Raw genomic sequence first — 569 nt, forward strand, 5'->3', positions numbered from 1 at the left:
TCATGCGCCTGATGGGATTGATGCCGATCTATCAGAAGCCCAACACCAGCAAGCCCGCGAAAGGGCACAAGACCTATCCCTACCTGCTGCGCGGCCTGCGGGTGGAGCGACCAAACCAGGTCTGGTGCGTGGACATCACCTATCTGCCGATGCGTCGCGGGTTTCTCTATCTGGTGGCAATCATGGACTGGCATACCCGTATGGTCCTGTCCTGGCGGATATCAAACACGCTGGATGCGGACTTCTGCGTCGAGGCGCTGAACGAGGCCATTTATCGGTTTGGACCGCCGGACATCATGAACAGCGATCAAGGATCGCAGTTCACATCCTTTGCTTGGACAGACCGCCTGCGCAGGTCGGGCATTTCCATATCTATGGACGGCAAGGGCCGTTATCTGGACAACATCTTTATCGAGCGTCTGTGGCGCACGTTGAAATACGAGTGCGTCTACCTGCATGCCTGGGAGACCGGGTCACAGGCCCGCGCAGGTATCAGGACATGGATGGAGTTCTACAATTAGGTCGTGTCGTGAAGGTGGTGGAAATTTGCAGGTGGCGTAATCTCCGGC

At 56.8% G+C, this 569-nt stretch carries 1 pseudogene; it reads left to right on the forward strand.

From position 1 onward, the window contains the following. A pseudogene (locus ACOI1H_RS26145) lies at nt 1-518 on the forward strand (IS3 family transposase); the annotation flags it as partial. Between the last annotated feature and the right edge of the window lie 51 nt (nt 519-569).

This window comes from Loktanella sp. DJP18 (genome assembly GCF_049310965.1).
Lineage (GTDB): Bacteria > Pseudomonadota > Alphaproteobacteria > Rhodobacterales > Rhodobacteraceae > Loktanella.